Genomic DNA, 16,519 nt, shown 5'->3' on the forward strand with positions numbered 1-16,519 from the left:
ATCGCGCTTCGGGGCTCCCGTTTTTTTATGGACCGGCGAGACGCTCCCGGTAGGCGGAGGGCGAGCAGCCGGCGCTGCGCTTGAACTGCCGGGAGAAATAGAGCGGATCGGAGAATCCGCAGGACGCCGCGACCTGCTCGACGCTCAGCTCCGTGCCGAGCAGCGCCATCGCCCGGCGCAGGCGGATATTTTGGAGATACTGCATGGGAGAGAGGCCGGTGACGCTCCGGAACACCTTGGACAGATGGGAACGATGGTAGCCGAGAGCTTTCGCCAGCGCCGAGATGGACACGGCCTCGGCATAATGGGTCTGCAGCCACCGCGCAGCCTGCTCCGCCTGGCGGCGGGCGGCGGCGGTGGAGCGGGCCGAAGGCAGAGCGGCATCCGGCTGCAGGCGGGCGAACTCGGCCAGCAGCAGCCGGAGCCAGCCGCTCGCCTCCATGTCCATCAGAGAAGCGCTGCCTCCCGACGAGAGGGAAGCCCGCAGCCTGGCGTACAGCTCGGCGGCGTTGCCGCTTCCTTGGCCGAGAATGGCGGGATTTTCCGGCGTGATCCCGGCCTCGGCGAGAAGCTGCAGGGCGGCATGGCCTCTGAAGGCGACCCAGTTGTACTGCCAGGGATTCTCGATGTCCGCCGTATAATGGAACAAGACGCCTGGAAAAATCGTGAAGCTGTCTCCCGAAGCCAGCTCGGCTGCATGGTCTCCGCTGCGGAACGTTCCTTTGCCCCCTGTGACGGTATGGACCAGGACGTAATCGTGAATGCCGGGGCCGTTCTCGTGGCCTGGAATCGGGCTGCCTTGCCCGCTGAACAGAACCGTCAATTCTGCCGCAGGCACAGAACCGGGATTGTCGCTTACCTGGAATTCGTAGTGGTCCGGTGTGGCCGGCATGTGACGAAAGCCTCCTCAGCTTCTTTTGATTCCACAGTAGCGGAAACGACCACAAATGTCCATGCATTGCCTCCAACCTTCCATACCGCATCTGAAAGCGTTCTTTTACAATAGTGACGAGGCTGAGGGCCTGAACCCCGCACCGCTGGCGAATGGCGGCGGACTGGGCTGGACGGCACACAAATGAACGTATTCAAGGAGGATGCACCTATGGATAAGATCACCTTCCTCGGCGCAGGCAGCACCGTGTTCGTGCGAAACGTGCTCGGCGACGTCATGAAGACGCCGGCTCTGCAATCGTTCGAGCTGGCTCTGTACGACATCGATCCCGAGCGGATGAGGGAATCGGAGCAGCTCCTCGGCGCGATCAGGGCGACGAGCGGAAGCAGCTGCAGGATCAAGGCTTATTCCGATCGGAAGGAAGCTCTGCGCGGAGCCAAATATGTCATCAACGCCATCCAGGTGGGCGGATACGATCCTTGCACGATAACGGACTTCGAGATTCCGAAGAAGTACGGTCTGCGCCAGACGATCGCGGACACGCTCGGCATCGGCGGCATTTTCCGCAACCTGAGGACGATCCCGGTCATGCATGGCTTCGCCGCAGACATTCGGGAAGTTTGCCCGGACGCGCTGTTCCTGAACTACACGAATCCGATGGCGGTGCTGACCAATTACATGAACGTCTACGGCGGGGTGAACACGGTCGGCCTCTGCCACAGCGTCCAGGTGTGCGTGCCCCATTTGTTCAAGGACCTCGGAATCAGCGCCGAAGGCGTCAAGACGAAGATCGCCGGCATCAACCATATGGCATGGCTGCTGGAAGCGACCCGCGACGGGGAGGATCTGTATCCGGAGATCAGACGGAGGGCGGCTGAGCGGCAAAAGGAGAAGCATCATGACATGGTCCGCTACGAACTGATGCTGAAATTCGGCTATTACGTGACGGAATCCTCCGAGCATAACGCGGAATACCATCCTTATTTCATCAAAAGGAATTATCCGGAGCTGATCGAGCGCTTCAACATCCCGCTGGATGAATATCCACGGCGCTGCGTGAATCAGATCGCCGACTGGAACCGGCTGCGGGAGGAGCTGCTCGGAAAGCAGGAGCTGGCGCATGAGCGGACGCATGAATATGCCTCCCATATCATTGAAGCCATCGAAACCGACGTGCCGTTCCGGATCGGAGGCAACGTCATGAACACGGGCCGCCTGATCCCGAACCTGCCGAGCGAGGCGTGCGTGGAGGTGCCTTGCCTCGTCGACCGCGGCGGAGTCCAGCCTACGCATGTCGGCAATCTGCCGCCGCAGCTGGCCGCTTTGAACCGGACAAGCATCAATACGCAGCTGCTGACGCTGGAGGCGGCGGTGACCGGGCGCAAGGAGCATATTTACCAGGCCGCCATGCTGGATCCGCATACGTCGGCGGAATTGTCCATGGACGACATCATCGCGTTATGCGACGACTTGATCGAAGCCCATGGCGACTGGCTCCCGAAATACCGCTGATGGAGGCGGCAGTCCGCAGGCTGCCGGCACTGCAAAGGCGCAAGCTCCTTGCATGGCATCGAATGTTTCTTGTCACTTGCCAGCGCCGGAAGCGATGAAGCCCCCATTGAAGCGACAGATCCCCGATAACGGCGGGGATCTGTTTTTGAATTCGGTCATGGTTCCGCGTACATATTCAGTTCATATAGAACGGTTACGATAAGCCCATCCGCTTATGCGGTGCAATCAGGTTTACGGAATGGGAATGTAACCGATAAAATGCCTATATGCGCAATTGGAAAGGCGGAACCGACATGACTCATATACTTGTCGTCGACGACGACAGCCATATCCGCGAGCTGGTCTCCCATCTGCTCCGCAAGGAAGGTTATGCGACGGAAGAAGCGGCCAACGGCCGGGAGGCTCTGCTCAAGCTGTCCTCCAGGCGAGCCGATCTCGTCGTGCTGGATATCATGATGCCGGAGATGGACGGGTGGGAGCTGTGCCGCCGGCTGGGAGAGAGCTACGAGGGCATGCCGATCCTGATGCTCACGGCCAAGGGAGAAACGATGCACAAGATCAAGGGGTTCGAGCTCGGCACGGACGATTATCTCGTCAAGCCGTTCGATTCCCAGGAGCTGACCGCGCGGGTGAAGGCTCTGCTGAAGCGCTACCGGATCGCGGCTTCCCAGCAGATCCGGATCGGGGAGCTCGAGCTGGACCGCAAGACGTTCCAATGCCGGATCGGCGGCAAGGAAGCGACGCTTCCGCTCAAGGAATTCGAGCTGCTCTTCCTGCTCGCCAGCTACCCGGGCAAGACGCTCAGCCGCGACTCGCTGATCGAGCAGATCTGGGGCTTCGATTACGAGGGAGACGAGCGTACGGTCGACGTGCATATCAGGAGGCTCCGCGAGCGGCTGTCCGAGGCGGAGCATCTGGAGATCCGCACGATCCGCGGGCTCGGCTACAGGCTTGAGGAGATCCGATGAAGCGGCTGGGCTCGAAGAGCAGGTTCAGGCTCAAGATCGCCTTCACGATGGCGAGAGTCGCCGTGCTGCTCGTGCTTTGCTGGACGGCATCGTTCTATTTTTTCGAGTGGCTTGCATGGGAACCCGCTCCTCTGGTCGGCCAGCTGTTGAAATCGGGAGCCGGCTTCATCCTGTTCGGATGCATCCTGTACCTATGGGGGCGGTTCGCGCGCAGAAAGCAGATGGAAGCCTTTCAAGCGATTCTGGATGCGTTGGCCGCGATCGCGAAGGGGGACTTCCGCGTGTCGATCGAGATGCCGAGGGAGATGAACGAAGGCTATATGGAAAATCTTGTTCAGGGCATCAACAGCATGGCCGCCGATCTCGACAAGATGGAGATTCTCCGCCAGGAGTTCATCTCCAACGTCTCCCACGAGATCCAATCTCCGCTCACGTCGATCAGCGGCTTCGCCCGCGTCCTCAAGGACAGCGAGCTGACTCCCCTTCAGCGGGAGCATTATCTCGATATCATCGAGCAGGAGAGCGTGCGCCTCTCGCGGCTGTCGGACAGCATGCTGAAGCTGGCCTCGCTCGATTCCGACAAGCATCCCTTCCATCCCGTGCCGGTCCGGCTCGACAAGCGGCTGCAGCGGATCATCCTGGCCGGCGAGCCCCAGTGGAGCGCCAAAAGCCTGGAGGTCGAGGCGCAGATGGATCCTGCCGAAACGGATGCGGACGCCGATCTGCTCGATCAGGTATGGATCAATCTCCTTCATAACGCCGTCAAGTTCACGCCGGACGGCGGTTCCATCCAGATTGCCTTGCGGAAGACGGGCGAGGAGGCGGTCGTCACCTTCAAGGATACGGGGACCGGCATTCCGAACGCCAGCCTGCCCCATATTTTCGAGCGCTTCTACAAGGCCGACCAGTCGAGGACCCGGACCGGCGGCGGCAGCGGCCTCGGCTTGTCCATCAGCCGCAAGATCGTGGAGATGCACGGCGGAGCCATTGCGGCGCACAACGATTCCGGGGAAGGAGCCGTCTTCACCGTCACCCTGCCGCTGTCCCGGACGCGGCCGGGCTCCCCGCGTCCGGCGAGGCCGGCCGAGAGCGCCCAGCCGGCAAGGCCGGCCGCTCCTCGGCTTGAACAGGCTTCTCTAATCCGCTAAGATGAAGGTACGTTTGCAGGACGGCATTCATATGCTGTCATAGTCAAAAAACGGACCCTCATTTTGTTCATGGAAAGCGGTGTGTACGTGCAAAGACCCATAGCCATCCTAGATTCCGGAGTAGGCGGGCTGACGGTTGTCAAGGAAGTGATGCGACAGCTGCCCCGCGAGAAGGTCATCTACTTCGGAGATACCGCACGAACGCCCTACGGACCGCGTCCCTCCGATGAAGTCGTCCGGTTCACGCGGGAGATCGTCTCCTATTTGATGCAGTATAAGCCTAAAATGATCATTATCGCCTGCAATACGGCTACGGCCGCGGCGCTTGAGGATATCCGCTCCATGGTGGACGTTCCGGTCGTCGGCGTCATCAATCCCGGCGCCAGAGCGGCCATCAACCAGACGAAGACCGGCATCGTCGGCGTCATCGGGACGGTCGGAACGGTCCGCAGCCGCGCCTACGAGGACGCGCTCAAGCGGCTCAATCCCAATATCCATGTCGTGAGCCTGGCTTGTCCGCTCTTCGTGCCTTTGGTGGAGCAGGGCAACTTCCGCTCCCGGGAGACGATGGATACGGTCCGGGATTCGATGGAGAAGCTCAAGGACATTCCGCTCGACACGCTCATCCTCGGCTGCACCCACTATCCGTTCCTGTCGGAGACGATCCAGGAAGTGATGGGGAGCGGCGTCAAGCTGATCAGCTCCGACAACGAGACGGCCCGCGAGATGAGCACGATTCTGCAGGAATCGGGCAAGCTTGCGCACGGGCCCGAGCTGCCGATCCACCAGTTCTTCTGCAGCGGCGAGCCCAAGATGTTCAAGCGGATCGCCCAGCAATGGCTCGGCGAGCAGATCGAGCTGACCCCGGTCGTCTGGCAGATTCCGAAGATCGGATAAAGCCGGTTCGGACTGCGCGGCCCCTTGCCTCATGGCAGGGGGCTGTTCGGGCTTCAGCCCTCATCCGCTTCCGCCGTCAGCGGAAGCGTGTTAGGTGGGCAAGTTCCCGCATACAATGACGTATCATCAATAAAAGGGCGGGATCCTCCATGAATGTCCCCGACAACGACATTGTACGGCCGTGCCTGTACGGACCGGCTGTATTGGCGGCCGATCTGGATGCGCTGAAGAGGCGCTATCCTTGCTTGCCGAGAGTGCCTGCCGGCACGAGCGTCATGGGCAAGCCGATCGAGGCGCTGCGCTTCGGACGCGGGCCGCGCTACGTCCAGATCAACGCTTCCTTCCATGCCAATGAATGGATCACAAGCCTCATTCTGATGAAGTACGCGGAGACGCTGGCGGCACGTGAAGCCTCGGGAGATCGCTTCGCCGCGGAAACGACGGTATGGCTGCTGCCGATGGTCAATCCGGATGGAGTGGAGCTCGTGCTCGAAGGCGTGACGGACGGCCATCCTTACGGACGCCAGCTGCTGGAATGGAATGGAGGGAGCCTCGATTTCAGCGGCTGGAAGGCGAATATCCGCGGCGTCGACCTGAACGACCAGTTTCCGGCCGGCTGGGAGGAGGAGCGCCGGCGCCGCGCAGTGTCAGGCCCCGGGCCGCGGGATTATTCGGGGGAATGTCCGCTCAGCGAGCCGGAAGCCCGAACGGTGGCTTCCCTTACGGAACGCGAATCCTTCGATATCGTCGTCGCCCTGCACACCCAAGGGGAAGAGATCTACTGGAACTACCGGGGCTTCGAGCCTCCGGGGGCGGAGGAGATGGCGGCAAGGCTCGGCGCCGCCAGCGGTTACGCTCCTGTCGCTCTGACAGACAGCGATGCCGGATTCAAGGACTGGTTCATCCGGCGCTTCCGCAGGCCGGGATTTACGGTGGAGGCGGGACTCGGCGCCAATCCCCTGCCGCTGGAGCAGTGGAGCGGCATGTACTCCCGCGTGAGCGTGCTGCTGGACGAGGTGCTTCGGATCGCGACGGGGAGAGACTAGGCTCCGTTGCCGATGGTGAAAGGGGAAGTCGGCAGCCGCCTGCGGCGGCGGGATGAAATGGAGGCCGGCCGCTGACGGCGGCCGGATGGAGTGGGTGCCCGGCCATTTCTTGTGCAGGCTGCCGATCAAGAGGAATGGACGCCGGCGATTCTCGGGCCGGCGGCTGAATGGAGCGGGGCCGGCCGGTTGTTGCCGGCTGCTGAATGAAGCCGAAAAAGCAAAGAGCGGCCGGACATCCGGGCCGCTCTTTGCTTTTTATAATGGCAAGCTCATCGTTATGTTTCTGGCTGCGAATCCCAACCGCTCATACAGCCGGATCGCATGGCGGTTTTCCACGTACGCGTTGAGACGGATTTCGGAGCAGTCCTCCTGCCTCATCTGCTCGATAGCCAGCTCCATCAAGCGGCTGGCAATGGACTGTCCCCTGGATTCCGGAAGGACAAAGAGCTCGTAGATGAAGCCGATCTCCTTGTCGGAGAACTCATCCGTTCTCTTTCCGAACAGAATCCAGCCTCGTACCTCCTGGTTTTCCGACGCAATCAAAAACCGGGACCCTTTCGCCAGCAGCTCTCCGACCATCCGCTTCATTTTCGCTTCGGACGGCTTGGACCGGCCCATCGTGCCTTCGAAGGTGGATTGCGGCGACAGCCTCATGATTTCTTCCCGTTCCTCGTTCGTGGGAGTTCGAATTTCCATCCGGATACGCTCCTTCCGCTTCGGCCATCCTTTGCCGGAATGTCATTTCTGCGCCTGCGGAGCTGCTTCTCCGTCGCGACTGTGTGTACTTCGCCATCCTTGCGGTTCAAACCCTTTATTCCGGATAAAAGAAAGGTGGAACATGCTTCGGAGACGTCCCCCTCGGGAAGCGGGCATTGCTCCCGGCCGGGAACGCTGCGGCTTCCGATCCGCAACCTTTGCGGCTGCCGGTTCGTATAACCCTTCGCCGGGTTTGGCTCGCGCCCGATCCGGGGAAGATAGAACCATAGGGGGAATGAGCCTTGCGCAAGCTTTTATCGCTCAACCATTGGAGACATGTGTTTGTCCGGGTATTCCGGCTGCTGCGCTCCAAGAACGTCAAGCTGACGGATAAGCTGCTGTTCCTTATTCCTGTCGGACTGTACTGGGTTCTTCCGGACGTCATGCCGTTCATGCCCGTGGACGACATCGCGGTGACGATGATGGCGGCCAGCTGGTTCGCCAAAGGAATGGAAAACAAATACGGCGCGTCTTGATGTTTTGGCCGTCTTTCGATAGAATTACTGGATGAGAGAGATGCAGTCGACAAGCTTGCCGCGCCTGCAGCGGGCAAGCTTTACTTTATAGCCAGGAGGAACCGCCATGAATTGCAAAATCACCCGCAATGCCGCGAAGGTGCTGAAGCTGGAGCTGGACAAGCCCGAGCATGAAGGCAAGAAGCTGCGCGTCTACATCACCCACTCCCACGGAGATCATGCCCACTACGGGCTCGGCATCGACGATCCGACGGAGAAGGATGAGCTGATATCGACGGACAAGGACATCGACGTGCTGCTCGAGAAGGGCGTCGAGCTGCTGGACGGCGTGAAGATCGATTATCTCTACACCCCGGAAGAAGGATTCGTCGTCACGAATCCGGCCAAAGGAAACCACGGTGACCACTGAGACGCTGCCCGCCCGGCAGGAGGATAGGCCCGCATCGAAGAACGACATCCGAGTCTGCGAGAAATGCAACTTCATGCGCCTGAAAACGATCATTCCGAAGCTGCAGAAGCTCGATCCGGCCGCCGACATCAAGATCGGCTGCAAGTCCTACTGCGGCCCATGCGGCAAGCGCGCGTTCGTCTTCATCAACGGACGCTACATCGCGGCTCCGACCGAGGACGAGGTCATCGAGAAGGTGAAGCCCTACATCAAGAAATAATAATGCCGGCGGCTGTCCGGGAGGAGCGTCATCTTCCCGGACCAGCACGCCGGCTTTTTTTATTTCCGGGCAAAAAAACACCCTCTTCCCGAACCGTAACGGGAGAGGGTGCTTTGCGTTATTCGGCGGAGCTGGAGGTCGGAGCGCCATCAAGCCGAGGCCTCGGAGGGAGCGGCCCCAGGTACTGGTACAGCTGGCATTCGATGCGTCCGTTGTACAGCTTGCGCTTCTTGTCCGCGTTGCGGCCGTAGCTCTGCTCGAACGACTTGGAAGGGCTGAGAGCGAATACGGACCAATCCTTCTTGACGGCGTCGATGAAGCCGAGCTGGCGGATGACCTTGTCGGCCTCCTTCTCCGTGCCGAGCCGCTCGCCGTAAGGCGGATTTGTGATGATGCAGCCGTAATGCCCTTGAGGCTGCACGCGCGCGATCGGCATCGTCTGGAGCTTGATCTCGCGGGCGAAGCCGGCTTTTTTGAGCGCGGCCTCGGCGACCTCGATCGCTTCGGGATCGATATCCGACCCGGCGATTTCCAGCTTCACGTCATCCTTCACGGAATCGAAGGCTTCCTCGCGGGCGAGGTCCCAGCGGCTCTCTCCCATGATGTCCCAGGCGTCGCTGCTGAAGGATCTGCGCAGGCCCGGAGCGACATTCCAGCCGATCATGGCCGCCTCGATCGGAATCGTCCCGGAACCGCAGAACGGATCGTACAGAGGGCGCTCCGGGCTCCAGCGCGACAGCAGCACCATCGCCGCCGCCATCGTTTCCTTGATCGGGGCTTCCGTGACGAGCTTGCGGTAGCCGCGCTTATGCAGGCTCGGTCCCGTCGTATCCAGCGTAATGAGCGCCATGTCGTTCAGAAGGCTCACTTCGATGACGTAGCGGGCTCCGTCCTCGCGGAACCATTCCGTGCCGTACTGCTCCTTCATCCTCTCGACGACCGCTTTCTTGACGATCGACTGGCAGGCGGGCACGCTCGACAGCTGCGATTTCTGGGACCGTCCATTGACGGGAAACTCTCCGTCCTCCGGGATCCAGTCGGGCCAGTCCAGCGCGCGCACGCCTTCGAACAGCTCCTCGAAGGTCACGGCGCGGAATTCGGCCATCTTGACGAGCACCCGGTCCGACGTGCGGAGCCAGAGGTTCGTCCTTGCGATATCCTCCAGGCCGCCCTTGAAGGTGACGCGGCCGTTTTCTGTTTTGACATCGGTATAGCCAAGATCCTTCAGTTCCCTGGCAACCACTGCCTCCAGCCCCATGGGCGAAGTGGCAATCAGTTCAAGCTGCATAATCTATCGTTCACTCCATCTCTTGCCTGCGCGCGGAATTTGTATCCGGCCGCAGGTCGTCATACAATCAAGTATAGGCGATAAACGCAAGCAAGTACACCGACAGAAGGGATTGAGCCCCAATGAACGAAATGGAAGCTTATATCGAAGCTTTGTTTCCCCCCGACGAGGATCTCGCGCGGGTGCTGGAGAGCATCCGCGCGAAAGGAATGCCCGAAATATCCGTCCCTACCGGCTACGGCAGGCTGCTCACGCTGCTCGTGCAGATGTCCGGCGCGAAGGAGATGCTCGAGATCGGAGCGCTGGGCGGGTACAGCGGCATTTGCCTGGCGCGCGGACTGGGCGGCGACGGGAGCCTCACCTCGCTGGAGCTGCTCCAGGAGTATGCGGACACAGCGAAGGAGAATCTGGAGGCTGCCGGGCTCGGAAGCCGCGTCTCCCATCTCGTCGGCGACGCGGGCGAGAGCCTGGAGCGGCTGACATCCGAAGGGCGGCGCTACGACTTCTTCTTCATCGACGCCGACAAGGGCGGTTATGTCCGCTATCTGGACGCGGCGATCGGGCTGGCGAATCCCGGCGCGGTCATCGTAGCCGACAATACGCTGCTGCGCGGCCGCGTCGCGGATCTTCAGCGGAGCGGACCTTCCGTGCTGACGATGCGGCAGTTCAACGAGCGGGTCGCCTCCGATCATAGGCTGACCGGAACGCTCCTGCCCGCGTATGACGGGCTGGCGGTCGTGCGGGTCAATCCGTAGGCGCAATCAACGCTCGCGGCGGTCAGCCGGGGCCGCTCGGCCTCGGCTGACCGCCGGCGCCTCGCGCGTTCCCGCATGCGAGAGGCGTGCCGGTCATGGCGGTGGTCGACGCGGCCGCATATGGCCGCCGAATGCCGCCTTCAATCGACGGCACTGGCCTCGCATGCCGTCCCTGAACGCTCAATCCAGCCGGGCAGGCTTCCTGCCCGGCTTAAGCAGCATCCGCCATACCCAGTAGGCGTTGGCGAACAGCAGCACGGAGCTGAGCAGGAAGATGCCTTCGATGCCGATCACTCCGCTGAGCAGGCCGCCGGCGATCGGCCCCAGCATATTGCCGAGCGCCAGCGTGCTGCTGTTGAGGCTGTAAGCCCGGCTTTCCTTGCCCTCGGGCGTATATACCCGGATCAGCGCGTTCACGGATGGGATGAGGCCGCCGAGGAACAGGCCGAGCAGGAAGCGGACGATCAAGAGATCCCAGACGGATCCGGCGAAAGCCTGCGGAATGAACATGGCGGCAGCTCCCAGCAGCGATACGGCGAGCACCTTGGTCTGGCCGATCCGGTCGCTCAGCCTGCCGAGCACGGGAGAGGCGACCAGGTTCGACAGGCCGGTGACGGAGGTCACCATTCCGGCCAGAAAGGCCAGATTGCCTTTGGTCCCCGGCAGCTCCTGCACATACAGAGGCATGAGGCTCGATGGGCTCATCAAGGCGAACTGGATGAGCAGGGTGACGGTGAACAGCGCCATCAGCTGGGGAATTCCGCTCAGCTCCTTCATTCCCTGGAGGACGGAAGGCTGGATGACCTTGGCCGCCTTTTCACGGTCGAACGACTCGCGGACGACGAACAGGACGAGCAGCGTCGCGGTGAACAGCATCGCTCCGGTGATGTAGAAGATCGGCCGGTAGCCGACAGCGTCGGCCAGCAGCCCGCCGATCAGCGGACCGAGGATGGTGCCGGCGATGCCTCCGGACTGGAGCGTGCCCATGGCGAAGCCCATCCGCTCGGGCGGCGCGCTGGAGCCCATCAGAGACACGGCGGCGGGATTCATGCCGGATATCGTGCCGTTCAGCAGGCGCAGGGCGAGCAGCTGCCAGGGATGGTTGGCGAAGCCCATGAGCACGATGACGAAGGCCATGCCGAAGCCGGAGCGCAGCAGCATGACCTTGCGGCCGTACTGGTCGGACAGCTTGCCCCAGAGCGGCTGGAACAGGAACGAAGTGACGAAGTTGCCGGCGAAGATGACCCCGGCCCAGAGGGCGACGCTGTGGGGATCGCTGATGCCGAGATCCTGCTGCAGGTACAGGGGCAGGAACGGAGTGATCATCGTCATTCCGGCCATGCCGAGAAAGAGCGTGACCCAGAGGACGATCAGATTTTTCATCCATGCTTCCATGGCGGTTCACCTTCTTGATGAGTAGGGCCGCATCCTTGGCTGGATCCGGCCTTCGATTTGGTCATTCATAGGACATGACGGACGGGAATCATCGGATGCTGCCGCTTCGCTGCTTGGGAAGCCGATGAGCAGGGCGCGGCGCATTCAGACGCTGCTGCGAAGCACAAGGCCGGGGACGAGGCCGACTTTCTCGACCGAGGAATGGGGCATCCTGATCCGGCGCTCGAGAGCTTCGACGGCTCTCTGGCCGAGCACTTCCTTGCCGAGATCGACCGTCGTCAGCGGCGGCTGGCTGCGCGTCGAGCCTTCGATGTTGTCGATGCCGGCGACGCGGACGCGATCCGGCACCGCCACGCCGCGGTCGCGCAGCATGCTCAGCAGGGCAATCGCGATGTCGTCGTTGGCGCACAGGAAAGCGTCGGGAAGCTCCTCTTCCTTGAGCCTCCCGAGACGCGCGTCCAGATCGCCCTCCCATTCCCTGGAGTAAGACACATTCCAGCGCCGCAGCTCGCCTGCCTTGCGCAGGGAGAACATCTGCTCCAGCGCCGAGCGGCAGCCGAGCCAGCGCTCGCGGAAGCTGACCGAGAACTTCTCGCTTCCCACAAAGATGAAGCGCCTGCAGCCATGGTCGAGCAAGGCGCCGGAAATCATGCGCGCAGCGGCGATGTTGTCGTTGGCGACGCTGTCGAGCCCCGAGAACGGCTCCTGGTGGTCGACGAGCACGACCGGAATCCCGGTTCTTTTCATGGCGGTGAGATGCCTCAGGGGAAACGCGCCGACCGCGAGCCCGCCGACGCACAGGGAACGGTTGAGATAGGGCGGCAAAACATCTTCCTGCCGGCCATCTCCCATCGGGGAGAGGACGACGGTTCCCCAGCCGCGCGAGCGGCAGCCTTCCTGGATGCCGGACAGGACGCGCTGCCAATACATAGGTTCTTCCAAATGTCCCCGCGACATCCATATGACGACGAACCGCTCATGGCCGGGGGCGTCTGTCGCCCGCCGCTCTCCGCCATCGGCGATGGCCTGAATGCCGGCGGCCGTGCCCGGCGATTCCGCCGCGCGCGGAGCGGAGCGGGATAGGCGCGCTTCCGGCGGGCTGTAGCCCATCGCCTTGGCGGTGTCCAGCACCTTCTGGCGCGTCGCTTCGCTGACGCCCGGCTTGCCGGACAATGATTGGGAAACGGTATATTTGGACACTTGCAGCCGATCGGCGATCTGCTGCATCGTGATTTTTTTTCCTCTTGACATGAAAGCCTTCACCCTCTAAAGTTTGGTTGCTTTCTGGTTGATATTAGCCTAACAAACCTAACAAAACTATTATAAATCAAAACCGCGGGGTGCTCAATCATGAAAAAATGGCTGACCTTCTATGACAATGAATTTCCTTTTGCCGGTCCGCGTCCCGGCGGCGCCGATCTCGGCGCTTTGCAGGACACGCTGACCGGAGCGGCCGAGCTGGCCGTCAAATTGCGGGAAGAGCGGCCGGAAGCGCTCGTCATGCTGCATGGACCGTACTTCCCCAAGCAAGCGTGGCCGGCTCTGCTGGAGCATGTGAAGCGCGGCGGAGGGCTCGTGACGATCGGCGGCATACCGCTGCGCATTCCCGTTCTCCATACAGCCGAAGGCTGGCAACCCGAGGCGGAGCAGACGTCGTACCATCAGACCATCGGCATCCATGAAGCGCTTGAAGTCCAGACCGGCTTGGTGACGGAGCTGAAGTCCTCCCGCGCCATTCCGCTGCTGTCCGGCGACGAGGGGCTTTTCGCGCCCGCCCCGACTTACGGGCTTGCCCTTCATGTGACGCGTTCGCATGACCATCCGGCCGAGAACGGCTCGGGCGGTCCGATGGACGCCCATATCTATCCGCTGCTGACCGGCCTCGACAAGGACGGCCGCGAGCGCTGCGCTCCAGTCGTGCTGATCGAGAACACGAAGGGCGACTTCGCCGGCGGACGCTGGATCCTTGCGAACCGCGAAGCCGGAGCGGCATTCTGGGAGAACGGGAAAGGCGCCGAGTCGCTCGCCCGCTGGGCGGCGTTCGCCGCCAGCGGCGTGACGGAATGGTGGCTCAAGCCGAACTACGCCTGCTACGAGATCGGCGAGAAGCCGGTGCTGACGTTCCAGCGCCAGCGGCTGAACATGCAGGGAGACAGTCAATGGAACGTACGTTATGAAGTCCGCCTTGCGGGCGGGCAAGGGGACCGAGTCGTGGCCGAAGGAAGCTTCGAGCTGTCTTCCGGAGCGCTGGCCGATTATGAGCGCGTGCCGCTGCCGTTCCAGGCGGAGCCGGGCTACTATAGCGTCGAAGCGGAGCTGACCGGCAAGCAGAGCGGCGAGATCCGCCGTCTCTCGCAAGGCTTCTGGGGACGCGACGAGGAGCTGCTTCGCCAAGGCGAGATGATTACGGTCAACCGCGATTATTTCGTCAAGGAAGGCAAGCCGCTGCCGATCGTCGGCATGACCTACATGACGAGCGACGTCGCGCGCAAATACCTCCATCTGCCGAACGCGTCCGTATGGAACCGCGACATGGCGCAGATGGCGAAGGCCGGCATCAATACGATCCGCACCGGCCTCTGGACGGCTCTCCGCAAAATGGCCTTCGTGGACGGCCATGTCAGCGAAGAGATGCTGCGCGCCGTCGATGCGCTGTTCCTGACGGCCAAGCGCCACGGCCTCGAGGTCGTCTTCAACTTCTTCGCCTTCACGCCGGAGCTGTGGGAAGGGGAGAACCCTTATCTCGATCCGCGCAGCGTGGAAGCGCAGAAGCGGTTCATCACATCCATCGTCACCCGTCACAAGCATTCCGCCCACGTTCACTGGGATCTCATCAACGAGCCGACGATGTTCGATCCGAACAAGCTGTGGAACGCCGCGAGCACGCTCGGAGACCGCTTCGAAGTGGCCGCATACCGAGAATGGCTGCAGGAGCGTCACGGCTCCATCGTCAAGCTGCAGGAGCGGTGGAACATGACGGAGGCCGAGCTGCCGTCGTTCGCCGGCATCATGCCGCCGGCCCCGGGCGATATCGCCTTCTCCACGACGGAGCTGTACGAGAAGCGCAGCGGCCAGTGGCTCGATTACCTGCTCTTTTCGCAGGACATGCACAACCGCTGGGCTTCCGAGCTGCGCGCGGCGATCCAGGCCGTCCAGCCGAAGCAGCTCGTGACGGTCGGCCAGGACGAGGGGCTGCAGGCGCAGCGTCCGTCCCCGCTCTTCTATGAAGAAGCGGTCGACTATACGACGGTGCACTCCTGGTGGAAGAACGACCAGCTCGTGCTGGACGGCATTTTCGCCAAGACGCCTTATAAGCCGAATGTCATCCAAGAGACCGGCATCATGTATATCGAGACTCCGGACGGCTTCGCCAAGCGCACCGAGGAAGAGCTGCACAGCATCCTGGAGCGCAAGTACGCCTATGCGTTCTCCACCGGCGGCGCGGGCGCGGTCCAATGGATCTGGAACATCAACTTCTACATGCACAACATCAACGAGTCGCATATCGGAGCGCTGCGCGCCGACGGCACCGAGAAGCCGGAGGCCGATGTCTCCTACGACTTCGGACGTTTCATCCGCGAAGCGGGCCATCTGTTCGAGGACCGCAAGCTGGAGGAGGTCGCGGTCGTCTATCCGTACAGCAACGACTTCTCCAACCGCTCGCTGGCCGAGGACATCACCTCGCGCCTGACGCGCTCGCTCGCCCACCGCATGAATGTGCCGTTCCGCTCCTTGGGCGAATACGACCTGCATGTGCTGAAGGATGCGGCCTACGAGCAGCCGAAGCTGATTCTGATGCCGTCGGCGCATGCGCTCAGCGACGAGGCTTTCCGCGACCTCACGCACTGGGCGGAGACGACGGGAGGCACGCTGCTCGTGACCGGCCCGCTGAACCTGGATGCCTACTGGCATCGCAGCGACCGCGCCGAGGCGCTGACCGGCCCGGCCGTTCTCGCCAACATCCGCCGCGAGGAAGCGCTGGAGCTGGACGGCGAGCTGCTGCAGATCGGCTTCGCCGGCGACGCCATCGCCAAGCTGAACAAGCAGACGCTGCTTGGCGAGGACGGACGTCCCGTGCAGGCGGCCTCCCAGCTGCATGAGATCGCGATCGGCCATGGACGCCTCCTCTGGTGTCCGCTGCCGCTGGAGCTGGCCGAGAGCTATATCGCTCTCGAGGCCGTGTACGACCGCGCCCTCGAAGCTGCGGGAGTGTCGGCCGAGCTGGAATGGGAGCAGGGAGGAGAGCTCGCGGGCGTTTATGGACGCAAGCTCGATTTTGCCCAAGGCTCCGTGTATATTTTCGTATCGGAATACGCTCTGGACGCCAACATCGCGGTCAAGGACCCTGTTACGGGCAGCCGCTATTCCTTCACGCTGGAAGCCGAGCGCTCGGTGCTGTTCGCGGCGGACCGGGAAGGCCGCATCGTCAGCGTCTACCGTCCGGATCAGGTCGAAGTCCAGGCGAAGAACGGCTGAGACGGACCCACCCCCGACATGGCGGCCAGCGGCAAACGGACCGCCGCCGGCTGCCAGACGGCCGAATGGCTGCAAGCCTCGGATGCACGGCAGCGAAACGGACAGCAAGACCTTGTATGGTTCATGAGCCCTATCGCATACGGAAAGAGCCTCCGCCAGTTCGACTGGCGGAGGCTCTTTTAGGTTGAAAGCATCGGTAAACGCCGCTGCCCGGTCGGGGAGCGCCGTGAAGGAAGGCGCAT

15 protein-coding genes are annotated in these 16,519 nt (G+C 62.0%); 10 read left to right on the forward strand and 5 right to left on the reverse strand.

Features of this window, described 5'->3' with window-relative positions; genetic code table 11:
* Positions 1 to 25: 25 nt before the first annotated feature.
* A complete protein-coding gene (locus CIC07_RS09150; protein WP_076358193.1) occupies positions 26 to 892 on the reverse strand; it encodes an AraC family transcriptional regulator in 867 nt (288 codons plus the stop codon).
* A 210-nt stretch (positions 893 to 1,102) separates the two neighbouring features.
* Here CIC07_RS09150 and melA point away from each other — a divergent pair, with 210 nt between their 5' ends.
* The 5 genes from melA (at position 1,103) to CIC07_RS09175 (ending at position 6,463) form a co-directional block, all read left to right on the forward strand.
* The gene (gene melA, locus CIC07_RS09155; protein WP_076358192.1) at positions 1,103 to 2,404 is read left to right on the forward strand and encodes an alpha-glucosidase/alpha-galactosidase; all 1,302 of its coding nucleotides are present in this window, start codon (positions 1,103 to 1,105) and stop codon (positions 2,402 to 2,404) included.
* A gap of 293 nt (positions 2,405 to 2,697) precedes the next feature.
* The gene (locus CIC07_RS09160) at positions 2,698 to 3,372 is read left to right on the forward strand and encodes a response regulator transcription factor (RefSeq protein ID WP_076358191.1); all 675 of its coding nucleotides are present in this window, start codon (positions 2,698 to 2,700) and stop codon (positions 3,370 to 3,372) included.
* Positions 3,369 to 4,520, forward strand: coding sequence for a sensor histidine kinase (locus CIC07_RS09165; protein ID WP_076358190.1), 1,152 nt, complete (start codon positions 3,369 to 3,371; stop codon positions 4,518 to 4,520). Before CIC07_RS09160 ends, CIC07_RS09165 begins: the two co-directional genes overlap by 4 nt.
* Positions 4,521 to 4,607: 87 nt before the next feature.
* Positions 4,608 to 5,417 (forward strand): glutamate racemase, encoded by an 810-nt coding sequence (racE, locus tag CIC07_RS09170; protein ID WP_277345207.1) that lies wholly within the window; start codon positions 4,608 to 4,610, stop codon positions 5,415 to 5,417.
* A gap of 149 nt (positions 5,418 to 5,566) precedes the next feature.
* Complete coding sequence (locus CIC07_RS09175) at positions 5,567 to 6,463, forward strand: M14 family metallopeptidase (RefSeq protein WP_076358189.1); 897 nt, start codon at positions 5,567 to 5,569, stop codon at positions 6,461 to 6,463.
* A 255-nt stretch (positions 6,464 to 6,718) separates the two neighbouring features.
* On the opposite strand, the gene CIC07_RS09180 is transcribed toward CIC07_RS09175, so the two are convergent.
* Entirely contained in the window at positions 6,719 to 7,159 is a 441-nt protein-coding gene (locus CIC07_RS09180) for a GNAT family N-acetyltransferase (RefSeq protein WP_076358188.1), read from the reverse strand.
* A 302-nt stretch (positions 7,160 to 7,461) separates the two neighbouring features.
* Here CIC07_RS09180 and CIC07_RS09185 point away from each other — a divergent pair, with 302 nt between their 5' ends.
* The 3 genes from CIC07_RS09185 to CIC07_RS09195 all read left to right on the forward strand — a co-directional run bounded on the left by CIC07_RS09185 (position 7,462) and on the right by CIC07_RS09195 (position 8,363).
* On the forward strand, positions 7,462 to 7,695 hold the full coding sequence (locus tag CIC07_RS09185; RefSeq protein WP_021880731.1) for a hypothetical protein: 234 nt from the start codon (positions 7,462 to 7,464) through the stop codon (positions 7,693 to 7,695).
* 106 nt (positions 7,696 to 7,801) lie between these two features.
* Entirely contained in the window at positions 7,802 to 8,104 is a 303-nt protein-coding gene (locus tag CIC07_RS09190) for an iron-sulfur cluster assembly accessory protein (RefSeq protein WP_076358187.1), read from the forward strand.
* Positions 8,105 to 8,177: 73 nt separating this feature from the next.
* Positions 8,178 to 8,363, forward strand: coding sequence for a DUF1450 domain-containing protein (locus CIC07_RS09195; RefSeq protein WP_048748316.1), 186 nt, complete (start codon positions 8,178 to 8,180; stop codon positions 8,361 to 8,363).
* Positions 8,364 to 8,481: 118 nt separating this feature from the next.
* On the opposite strand, the gene CIC07_RS09200 is transcribed toward CIC07_RS09195, so the two are convergent.
* Positions 8,482 to 9,651, reverse strand: coding sequence for a THUMP domain-containing class I SAM-dependent RNA methyltransferase (locus CIC07_RS09200; protein WP_083688365.1), 1,170 nt, complete (start codon positions 9,649 to 9,651; stop codon positions 8,482 to 8,484).
* Between the two features lie 122 nt (positions 9,652 to 9,773).
* Between CIC07_RS09200 and CIC07_RS09205 the strand changes: the two genes are divergently transcribed.
* Positions 9,774 to 10,406, forward strand: coding sequence for an O-methyltransferase (locus tag CIC07_RS09205; protein ID WP_076358185.1), 633 nt, complete (start codon positions 9,774 to 9,776; stop codon positions 10,404 to 10,406).
* A 180-nt stretch (positions 10,407 to 10,586) separates the two neighbouring features.
* On the opposite strand, the gene CIC07_RS09210 is transcribed toward CIC07_RS09205, so the two are convergent.
* Together CIC07_RS09210 and CIC07_RS09215 are read right to left on the reverse strand one after the other, a co-directional pair.
* Positions 10,587 to 11,801 (reverse strand): MFS transporter, encoded by a 1,215-nt coding sequence (locus CIC07_RS09210; RefSeq protein WP_076358184.1) that lies wholly within the window; start codon positions 11,799 to 11,801, stop codon positions 10,587 to 10,589.
* A gap of 144 nt (positions 11,802 to 11,945) precedes the next feature.
* Positions 11,946 to 13,052: a LacI family DNA-binding transcriptional regulator gene (locus tag CIC07_RS09215; RefSeq protein ID WP_076358183.1), complete on the reverse strand. Its 1,107-nt coding sequence runs from the start codon at positions 13,050 to 13,052 to the stop codon at positions 11,946 to 11,948.
* Between the two features lie 99 nt (positions 13,053 to 13,151).
* On the opposite strand from CIC07_RS09215, the gene CIC07_RS09220 reads away from it, so the two are divergent.
* A complete protein-coding gene (locus CIC07_RS09220) occupies positions 13,152 to 16,277 on the forward strand; it encodes a beta-galactosidase (protein ID WP_076358182.1) in 3,126 nt (1,041 codons plus the stop codon).
* Positions 16,278 to 16,519: the final 242 nt, after the last annotated feature.

Origin of the sequence: Paenibacillus sp. RUD330 (genome assembly GCF_002243345.2) — a bacterium.
Lineage (GTDB): Bacteria > Bacillota > Bacilli > Paenibacillales > Paenibacillaceae > Paenibacillus_O.